The 9,542-nt window shown below is 68.1% G+C and carries 9 protein-coding genes; 3 read left to right on the top strand and 6 right to left on the bottom strand.

Annotation, left to right across the window (positions count from 1 at the left end):
* Positions 1-531: 531 nt before the first annotated feature.
* Positions 532-867, bottom strand: coding sequence for a DUF5997 family protein (locus Q0A34_RS04955; protein ID WP_291478905.1), 336 nt, complete (start codon positions 865-867; stop codon positions 532-534).
* Positions 868-926: 59 nt separating this feature from the next.
* Between Q0A34_RS04955 and Q0A34_RS04950 the strand changes: the two genes are divergently transcribed.
* The 3 genes from Q0A34_RS04950 to Q0A34_RS04940 all read left to right on the top strand — a co-directional run bounded on the left by Q0A34_RS04950 (position 927) and on the right by Q0A34_RS04940 (position 3,581).
* Positions 927-1,517 carry a hypothetical protein gene (locus tag Q0A34_RS04950; protein ID WP_291478903.1) on the top strand — a complete coding sequence of 197 codons (591 nt, stop codon included), beginning with the start codon at positions 927-929 and terminating at the stop codon, positions 1,515-1,517.
* A gap of 74 nt (positions 1,518-1,591) precedes the next feature.
* Positions 1,592-2,992, top strand: a complete 1,401-nt coding sequence (locus tag Q0A34_RS04945; protein WP_291478902.1) for a PhoH family protein — start codon at positions 1,592-1,594, stop codon at positions 2,990-2,992.
* Positions 2,993-3,041: 49 nt separating this feature from the next.
* Positions 3,042-3,581: a GNAT family N-acetyltransferase gene (locus Q0A34_RS04940; RefSeq protein WP_291478901.1), complete on the top strand. Its 540-nt coding sequence runs from the start codon at positions 3,042-3,044 to the stop codon at positions 3,579-3,581.
* Between the two features lie 9 nt (positions 3,582-3,590).
* Here Q0A34_RS04940 and Q0A34_RS04935 read toward each other — a convergent pair whose 3' ends face one another.
* From Q0A34_RS04935 to glpX, 5 genes are all read right to left on the bottom strand, one after another.
* Positions 3,591-5,168, bottom strand: a complete 1,578-nt coding sequence (locus Q0A34_RS04935) for an MDR family MFS transporter (RefSeq protein ID WP_291478900.1) — start codon at positions 5,166-5,168, stop codon at positions 3,591-3,593.
* A 53-nt stretch (positions 5,169-5,221) separates the two neighbouring features.
* Positions 5,222-5,920: a TetR/AcrR family transcriptional regulator gene (locus Q0A34_RS04930; RefSeq protein WP_291478899.1), complete on the bottom strand. Its 699-nt coding sequence runs from the start codon at positions 5,918-5,920 to the stop codon at positions 5,222-5,224.
* A gap of 71 nt (positions 5,921-5,991) precedes the next feature.
* The gene (locus Q0A34_RS04925; RefSeq protein WP_291478898.1) at positions 5,992-6,939 is read right to left on the bottom strand and encodes a ribonuclease HI family protein; all 948 of its coding nucleotides are present in this window, start codon (positions 6,937-6,939) and stop codon (positions 5,992-5,994) included.
* 104 nt (positions 6,940-7,043) lie between these two features.
* On the bottom strand, positions 7,044-8,441 hold the full coding sequence (locus Q0A34_RS04920; protein WP_291478897.1) for a class II fumarate hydratase: 1,398 nt from the start codon (positions 8,439-8,441) through the stop codon (positions 7,044-7,046).
* A gap of 97 nt (positions 8,442-8,538) precedes the next feature.
* Positions 8,539-9,495, bottom strand: a complete 957-nt coding sequence (gene glpX / locus Q0A34_RS04915) for a class II fructose-bisphosphatase (protein WP_291478904.1) — start codon at positions 9,493-9,495, stop codon at positions 8,539-8,541.
* Positions 9,496-9,542: the final 47 nt, after the last annotated feature.

Genomic DNA, 9,542 nt, shown 5'->3' with positions numbered 1-9,542 from the left:
GTACGAAACAATTCGGGGGCCGGGAGGAGGGGCCGTGTCCCGGTGGGGGAGTCTGATGGGGGTGCCGTGGCGGCAAGGCGGTGCGATGGCGGGGAATCGAGCAAAAAGCCAGGTCACACGGCTCCGGTGAGGGGCGTCGCGAATTACGTCACTCGAATGTTGTGTAATTGTTGACATCCGGGCTTAGGTCTCGCTAACCTCATGGATGTGTCGAAGGCTAGTCACCTCGACGCACTGCAGTTGTGGATCAGCCGCAACGGCAGGTGGAACCCAGGGTTCAGCCCGAGTACCGCACAGTCCGGCTTCCTCTTCTCACCGGACACCGCGCGGCCGGGCTGCGGCACCTCCAACGCGCTGCCCTGGACTGCAGTCCGCCTGCCGACGTGGCGCAGCGGAGATACCCCGCGCAGCCGGACTCGTCACCCGGTGGTCGCACTCTCCACGAGGGCCCCGCCCTTCCGGTTCGTCACCCGGGAGGACGGGGCCCTCAACTCTTTCCCGCCGTTCTCCGGAGAAGACGGTCCAGAAGATTCAGTCGTCCGAGGTGGCGGCGCCCGGTCGGTTCTGCGCCAGCGAGCTGCGTGCACTGCGCAGCCACTCCGGCTGGTTCTCCAGCAGTTCCTTGATGTCTGCGGTGGTCAACGGCTTGTCCATGTCGTTGGCCTTGAGTGCGGTGATGGTGATGCCGAGCTTGCGGGCGACCTCCGGTCGCGGGTGCGGCCCCTCGCGGCGCAGGTCCTGCAGCCACTGCGGGGGATCGGACTGCAGCGCGACGAACTCGTCGTGGCTCACCGTGCCCTCCCGGAACTCCTGGGGGGTGGCAGGCAGGTAGATGTTCAGCTTCTTCGCCGCCGTCTGGGGTTTCATACGGTCACTCATGTCTGCCGAGTCTATCTGGTCCACGGTCGGGGTCTACGATTGTCGGCATGCGCTACCTCAAAGTGGTCTTCGCCACCGGAGTCGTCCCCGGAAAATGGTTCGGGAGGTTCGACGAACGTATGGACGGCTGGAAGGCCGCGTCGGCGGTGACGGACGACCCGCTGGCCCACGTCCTGGGCGGGACCGCGGACATCGGTCTCGTCCGCCTGCCCGGCGACTGGGAGGGCATGCCGGAGAGCAACGTCGACGCCGCGGCGATGGAGGCGCTGGACGTCCACCGGGTGGTGCTCTACGAGGAGACCCCGGGGGTGGCGGCGCCGAAGGAGCACGCACTGGAGGCGGTGGGGGAGAACGAGGCCGTGACGCTGGAGGACCTCGCCGACGAGACCGTGCTCTACCGCGGGGTGGATCCGGCGGCGGTGAGGGAGAACCTTGAGGTCGTCGCCGCGAACGTCGGGGTGGTCGTGGCTCCCCGGCCGTTGCTGCGTGCGGTGAACCGGCGTGGGGTCGTGCACCGGTCCCTGGCGGGGGTGGGCGGCACCTCGGTGGCACTGGTCTGGCGACGCGACCGTGACGACGACGTGATCCAGCAGTTCGTCGGTATCTGCCGGGGTCGGCGGGCCTCCAGTTCACGCTGACGCCACCGGCGAGTTCATTCAGACTTCATCTCACAACCATGTGATCTACACGTGCGCTTCCTAGCCTCGGGGGCATGACGAGACCCACCACCGCCACCTCATCCCAGACGTCCCTGACCTCCCGGTCTTCCCGAGTTCCGGCCCCGCACGCACAGGACGCCACCACCGTCCGGACCTACGTCGTCGACACCTCGGTCCTGCTGTCGGACCCGTGGGCACTGCTGAAGTTCGCCGAGCACCACGTGGTCCTGCCCATCGTCGTCGTCGGGGAGCTGGAGGCCAAGCGGCAGCACCCGGAACTCGGCTGGTTCGCCCGCCAGGCGCTGGGACTCCTGGAGGATCTGCGCCGGGCCAGCGGACGGCTCGACCGGGAGATCGAGGTCACCCCGGACGGAGGGACCCTGCGAGTGGAGCTCAACCACGTCGACCAGTCCGTCCTCCCCGCAGGTCTGCGGGCCCGGCCTGACGACGGCGCGGACAACGACCGCAGGATCCTCGCCTCCGCCCTCAACCTGCGCGCCGAGGGCAATGACGTCACCCTGGTCACCAAGGACGTCCCCCTGCGGGTGAAGGCCGGAGCCGTCGGCCTGGACGCCGACGAGTACCGGGCGCAGGACGTCGTCCTCACCAGCTACGAGGGGATGGTCACCGCCGAGGTCGGGACCGGGCTGATCGACCGGATCTTCACCGAGGGGGTCGCGGACGCCACCGGTGAGATCGACGGTGTCGTGGACCTGCCGGTGCACTGCGGGGTGCAGTTGACCTCCGGCAGCCAGTCCGCACTGGCCAGGGTGACCTCCCACGGAGTGCTCCGCCAGGTGCCGCAGGACCTGGAGGCGTTCGGGCTGCGGGGACGCAGCGCCCGCCAGCGGGTCGCGCTCGACATCCTGCTCGACGAGGAGGTCGGCATCGTCTCCCTCGGCGGTTCCGCCGGGACCGGCAAGTCGGCCCTGGCGTTGTGCGCCGGCCTGGAGGCGGTGCTGGAACGGCAGAGCCACCGCCGTATCGTCGTCTTCCGTCCGTTGCACGCCGTGGGCGGACAGGACCTCGGGTACCTCCCCGGGGACGGGGTGGAGAAGATGAATCCGTGGGCCCAGGCGGTCTACGACACCCTGGACGGCCTGGTCAGCGGCAACGTCCTCGACGAGATCGACGACCGCGGGCTGCTCGAGGTCCTGCCGCTGACGCACATCCGCGGCCGCAGCATCCACGACAGTTTCGTCATCGTCGACGAGGCCCAGTCCCTGGAGCGCAACGTCCTGCTCACGGTGCTGTCCCGGCTGGGCCGCAACTCCCGGGTGGTGCTCACCCACGACGTCGCACAGCGCGACAACCTGCGCGTCGGGCGGCACGACGGCATCCAGGCCGTGGTCGAGAAGCTCAAGGGCAACCCGCTGTTCGCGCACGTCACCCTGACCCGTTCCGAGCGTTCCGCCGTCGCTGAACTCGTGACGAGTCTGCTTGAAAAAGGGTGATGTGCTGCTGTGCTGCGTCGCAGACAGCGGCACGTTTACAATGCCTTCCATGACATTCACGATTCGTCCTATGCGGGAGGACGACTACGCCCAGGTGGCGCGTATCCAGCAGTCCGGCATGAACACCGGCCACGCCACCTATGAGGGGGAACCGCTGTGCTGGGACGACTTCATGGAGCACAAGATCGCCGGGCTGACGTTCGTCGCCGACGAGGACGGCGACGTGCTCGGGTGGGTGTCGGCGTCCCGGGCGTCCCGTCGGGCGGTGTTCGACGGAGTGCTGGAGGACTCGGTGTACATCGCGCCGGACGCCGCCGGCCGGGGAGTGGCCGGTGCGCTGCTGGACCACCTGATCGCCGAGGCGACGGACGCGGGCTACTGGGCGATCCACTCCACGGTGTTCCCGGAGAACCGGGGCTCGTTGAAGCTGCACCTGTCGCGCGGGTTCACCGAGATCGGCGTGGCGCACACGATGGCCCGGATGAACTACGGCCCGATGGAGGGCCGGTGGCGGGACATCCTCCTGCTGGAGAAGATCCTCGAGGGAGGGCCCGCGTACCCGGAGTACCGGGCACGGGTCAAGGACTGACCGGAGCCGTTACTCGACGGTGTCCTTGAGCTTGTCCTGGCGGGTGAACACCAGCACGACACCGGCGATGACGGCCAGGGGGATCAGCACGGTGAAGATCGGCACCAGGGCGTCGTTGTAGCTGGTGATCACGGCCTCATGCAGGGCGCCGGGCAGGTGGCTGACGACGTCCGGGGTGATGCTGTGCGACCCGCTGTCGGAGAAGGAGTCGGCGTAGCCGGCGGCGTCGGGGCCCATCTCCTGCAGTGCGGCGGGGACACGATCGCCCATCATCGTCTGCAGGCGCGAGGTGAACACCGAGCCCACCACCGCGGAGCCCACCGACATGCCGATCTGGCGGAAGAAGTTGTTCGACGCGGTCGCGGTGCCGACCATGCTGACCGGGAAGGCGTTCTGCACGATCAGCACGAGGATCTGCATGGCGCAGCCCAGGCCGAACCCGAAGACGAACAGGACCAGGCCGAGGTGCAGGAGGCTGTCGTGGGTCTCCAGGCCTCCCAGTAGGAACAGGCCGACGGCGGTGATGAACATGCCCACCACCGGGTACCACTTGTAGTTGCCCGTCCGGCTGACGATGATGCCGACGACGATCGAGGTCGGCATCATGCCGAGGATCATCGGGATCATCATCAGGCCGGCCTTCGTCGGCGACATGCCGTGGACCATCTGGATGTAGGTCGGCATGTAGGACAGGGTGCCCAGCATGACCACACCGATGACGAGTCCGGCCAGGGTGCACAGCACGAAGTTGCGGTTGACGAACAGGGTCATCGGGATGAGCGGTTCCTTGGCGCGCAGTTCCGCGACGACGAACAGCACGGCGCACACCACGGTGGCCACGATCAGGCCGATGATGGTGGCCGAGCCCCACTCGTAGTCCTTGCCTCCCCAGCTGAGGAAGAGGATCAGACAGGTGGCGAAGCCGGCCATGAAGACGGTGCCCCAGACGTCCAGCCGGGCGTGTCCGCCGCCGCGGGCGGGCAGGTGCATGGCGAAGGCGGCGATGACGATGGCGACCAGCGCCAGCGGGACGTTGAACCAGAGCGCCCACCGCCAGCCCGGGCCGTCCGTGAAGAACCCGCCGAGCAGCGGCCCCAGGACGGAGGACAGCCCGAACACGGAGCCCATCAGCCCCATGTACTTGCCGCGCTGACGGGCGGGGATGATGTCGGCGATGATCGCCTGGGAGAGCACCATCATGCCGCCGCCGCCGAGCCCCTGGATGGCGCGGGCGACGATGATGATCCAGATGTTCTGCCCCAGGGCACCGACGACGGAGCCGATGAGGTACATGGTCAGGGCGAAGATGAACAGCGGCTTGCGGCCGATCTGGTCGCCGAGCTTGCCGTAGATCGGAAGGCCGATCGTCTGCGCGAGCAGGAAGGCGGTGATCACCCAGCTCATCTGGTCGACGCCGCCGAGCTCACCGACCACGGTCGGCAGTGCGGTGGCGAAGATGGTCTGGCCCAGCGACACCAGCAACATGCCGAGCATGAGGCTGGCGAAGACCAGGGGAATGTTGTTCTTCGAGGCGGTGGTGTCCTCAGGCGGGGTCGGCGACGACCCGGGTTTCTGGACTGTGGTCATGAAGGATCTCTTCTCGTGCTTTCTTGCGTGGGGATCGGACGGTGGAGGGGGTGTCAGTCCCAGCCGTGGGAGTAGTTGGCCGCGAGGGTGGTCATGTGCCGGCCGGCGTGGGTGAGGACCTCCCACTTGGTCAGCTCCGGCTGCTCGCGGTGGAGCAGGCCTCCGGTGGCCAGCGCGGTACGGATCAGGCCGGTCAACTGCAGTGACTCCTGGTGCACCGAGACATCGGGGAGGTGCCGGTGCTCGGGGAAGCGGGTGAGGAACGAGGTGATGGCGGCGAGGATGTCGCCGGCCAGGGCGTCGAACCGTCGCATTCCCGCGGCGCTGAGCTCCGGGGTCTCCAGGACGATCCGGCGCCTGCGTTCCCGGATCCTCAGGCTGGTGTCCCGGTCCGGGGACAGTCGCAGTGAGGAGTCCGGGTCGTTGTCCACGACCTTGCCGATGTAGTCCAGGATGTCACGGATGATGTTGGAGGAGTCCGTGGAGGCGAAGGCCTCCAGGTCGTCCGGGGGGATCGGGGGAACTCCCCGTCCTGCGGCGACCTGGTCCTTGGAGTCGAAGTAGTTGAAGAACGTCCGACGGCTCACCTCGGCCTTCTCACAGATCTCGTCGATGGTGACCTGGTGGAATCCACGTTCCAGGATGAGGTCCGTGGCGCAGTCCTCGATGCGCAGCCGGGTCTCCCGGCGTTTACGCTCGCGGAGACCGCACTCGTCGGCGCTCTGGGTGGATTCGTTCCGTGTCTCAGTCACCAGACATGTCTACACCCGGTAAAAAGTTGCACGCAATGCAAAAATAACATTAACCCCCTTATAGGGGTGGTTCACCGCACGGGAGTCTGCTGGTGGTGCCGCAGAACGAGAGGAGAATCACCCGCACCGTGCCGGACCCACAGCGAGCTCCGCACCGTGGTGCCGTAGGGGCCTGAAGCGCGCGAACGGACCAGCACCGAGCCGCCGCCCACCGACTCGGTCACCATGTCGGTGACCTCGAGCCGGTCGAAACCACGCAGGGGCGCCATTGACGCCAGGAACGCCGCACGATCCAGGACCGCCCCGGCGCCGTCGACGACGCAGAGGTCCGGGTGCAGCAGCGCTTCGGCGACATCCCGGTTGCCGCGCACCTCGTCGGTGTACAGCGCGAGCTCCCGTGCCGCGGCGTCGTTCGCGTCTGTGTCCGGTGCGGTGTCTACGCCCGTGTCTACGCCGGCGTCGGACGGGACGTTGGGGGACGGGACGTCGGGGGAGGGGCTCCGCCCGGAGTCCCCTGCGCCGGAGGTCCCGCCGTGCCCGGACACACCGTCGAGCCCCGGGCCGGTCTCCGGGGTGCGGCCCGCCGAGTACGCGGTGGCCGCGGCATTGGCGTGCTTGTCGGCGGCCTCGTTCAGCGGGTGCCCGGCATGCCCCTTCACCCACTCGAAGTCGACGTCCCGGCCCTGCATCGCGGCGTCGATTGCCTGCATCAGTTCCACGTTCTGGACCGGTTTGCCGTCCCGCTTCTTCCAGCCCTTGCGCTTCCAGCCCGCCATCCACTTCGTCACCGAGTTGATCACGTACTGGGAATCGCACAGCACCAGCAGGTGCTCGTCGGCGGTGGCGGGGTCGGCCGCAGTGGATTCCAGCAGGTCGAGGACGGCCTTGAGCTCACCCATGTTGTTGGTCCCGTGGGGCCATCCCCCGGCACGCCAGTTGTCGTCGTCGATGTACCAGGCCCAGCCGGCGGGGCCGGGGTTTCCGAGGGCGGAGCCGTCAGCGGCAGCGGTGATCGTCATGGCTTGTATCGTCGCACACCCGGGAGGGCGGGAACGCCGCAGGGCGCCGCGGCGGTGGAACGCCACGGCGCCCTGCGGCGCGTAAACCGGGGGACCGGCGGGGGTCAGTCGCGGTCGGTGTTGGCCATCGCCAGCACGTCGAGGCGCTTGTCCAGCTCCTCCTCCGACAGGGTGCCGGGGACGTACCCGAGGTCGATCACGGTCTGGCGGATGGTCTTGCCCTCGGCCAGTGCGGTCTTGGCGACCTTCGCGGCGGCCTCGTAGCCGATCGCGGAGTTCAGCGGGGTCACGATGGACGGCGAGGACTCCGCCAGGGTGCGCATGCGCTCGGCGTTCGGCTCGATGCCGTCGACCAGGCGCTCGGCGAACACCCGGGAGGTGTTGGCCAGCAGCTTGGCGGACTCCAGCACGTTGCGGGCCATCATCGGGATGAACACGTTGAGCTCGAAGTGTCCCTGGGCGCCGCCGAAGGCGATGGCGGCGTCGTTGCCGATCACCTGCGCGGCGACCTGGGTGGCGGTCTCGCACAGCACCGGGTTGACCTTGCCCGGCATGATCGAGGAGCCCGGCTGCAGGTCGGGCAGGTGGATCTCGGCGAAACCGGTCAGCGGGCCGGAGCCCATCATCCGGATGTCGTTGGCGATCTTGTTCAGCGACACGGCGATGGTGCGCATCGCGCCGGAGAACTCCACGAGGGCGTCGCGGGCGGCCTGGGCCTCGAAGTGGTTCTCGGCCTCGGTCAGCTGCTCGACACCGGTGAGCTTCTTGAGCTCCTCGGTGACCTTCGCGCCGAAGTCCGCGGAGGTGTTCAGGCCGGTGCCGGTGGCGGTGCCGCCGATGGCCAGTTCACCCAGGCGGGGCAGGGTGGCCTCCACCCGGTCGATGCCCAGCTCGATCTGGCGGGCGTAGCCGCCGAACTCCTGGCCCAGGGTGACGGGCACGGCGTCCATCAGGTGGGTACGGCCGGACTTGACCTCGTTCTTCCACTCCTTGGCCTTGGTGGCCAGGGAGGTGTGCAGCACCTTCAGTGCCGGGATCAGGTCGGTGACCGCGGCCTCGGTGGCTGCGACGTGGGTGGCGGTGGGGAAGGTGTCGTTGGACGACTGGCCCATGTTCACGTCGTCGTTCGGGTGGACCTCGACGCCGTTCTGCTTGGCCAGTGAGGCGATGACCTCGTTGGTGTTCATGTTCGACGACGTGCCGGAGCCCGTCTGGAAGACGTCGATCGGGAACTCGTCGTTGTAGGTTCCCTCGGCGATGGCCTTGCCGGCGGCGATGATCGCGTCGGCCTTCTCGCCGTCCAGAGCACCGGCGTCCTTGTTGACCTGGGCGCAGGCAGCCTTCAGCAGACCCATGGCGCGGATCTGCGCGGCCTCCAGCGGACGGTCGGAGATCGGGAAGTTCTCCACGGCACGCTGGGTCTGGGCCCGCCACAGGGCGTTGACCGGGACCTTGACCTCGCCCATGGTGTCGTGCTCGATGCGGAATTCCTGCTCACTCATGATGAACTGTCGTGTCCTTCCTGATTATTGTGTCGACTGACATATGAGGGTACCCGCACCATGAAGGGGGCGGGACCCGGCGGGGGTGGGACCGGCGTCAGATGTAGTCCTGGACCGAGTAGTCCTTGAGCTTCTGCAGCTGGTGGGTGGCCTCGATGTTGCGGATGGTGCCCGAACGCGACCGCATGACCAGGGAACGGGTGGTCGCGCCACCGGCCCGGTAGCTCACCCCGCGCAGCATGTCGCCGTTGGTGACGCCGGTGGCCACGAAGTAGCAGTTGTCCGAGGAGACCAGGTCGTTGGTTCCGAGCACGGTGTCCAGGGCCAGGCCGGCGTCGACGGCCTTCTGCCGCTCCGCGTCGTCGGTGGGGGCCAGGATGCCCTGGATCTCGCCGCCCATGCACTTCATCGCGCAGGCGGTGATGATGCCCTCCGGCGTTCCTCCGGTCCCCATCATCAGGTCCACGGCGTGGCTCTCACCGGCGGCCGCCACGGCACCGGCGACGTCGCCGTCCCCGATCAGCCGGACCTTCGCGCCGGCGGCGCGGATCTCCGCGATGAGGTCGGTGTGGCGGGGCCGGTCCAGAACGACGACGGTGACGTCGGACGGGTGGACCCCCTTGGCCTTCGCCACAGCGTTGATGTTGTGCGCGGCGGGGGCCTGGATGTCGATGGCGCCGGCGGCTTCCGGACCGACGGCGATCTTCTTCATGTAGAACACGGCGGAGGGGTCGTACATCGAACCACGCTCGGCGGCGGCGAGAACGGAGATGGCGTTGGGACGGCCCTCGGCCATCAGGGTGGTGCCGTCGACCGGGTCGACGGCGATGTCCACGGCGGGACCCTCACCGGTGCCGACCTCTTCCCCGTTGAACAGCATCGGGGCCTCGTCCTTCTCGCCCTCACCGATGATCACGGTGCCGTTCATCTGCACGGTGTTGATCATGCGCCGCATGGCGTCGACGGCGGCGCCGTCACCGGCCTCCTTCTTGCCACGGCCCACCCACTTGCCGGACGCCAGCGCCGCCGCTTCGGTGACGCGGACGAGTTCCATGGCGAGGTTGCGGTCCGGGGAGGAGGCGGGCAGTGCCTCGGGAGGGG

The sequence above is a fragment of the Corynebacterium sp. genome (genome assembly GCF_022712195.1).
Taxonomy (GTDB): Bacteria; Actinomycetota; Actinomycetes; order Mycobacteriales; family Mycobacteriaceae; genus Corynebacterium.
This window is presented reverse-complemented; position numbering and strand designations above follow the sequence as displayed.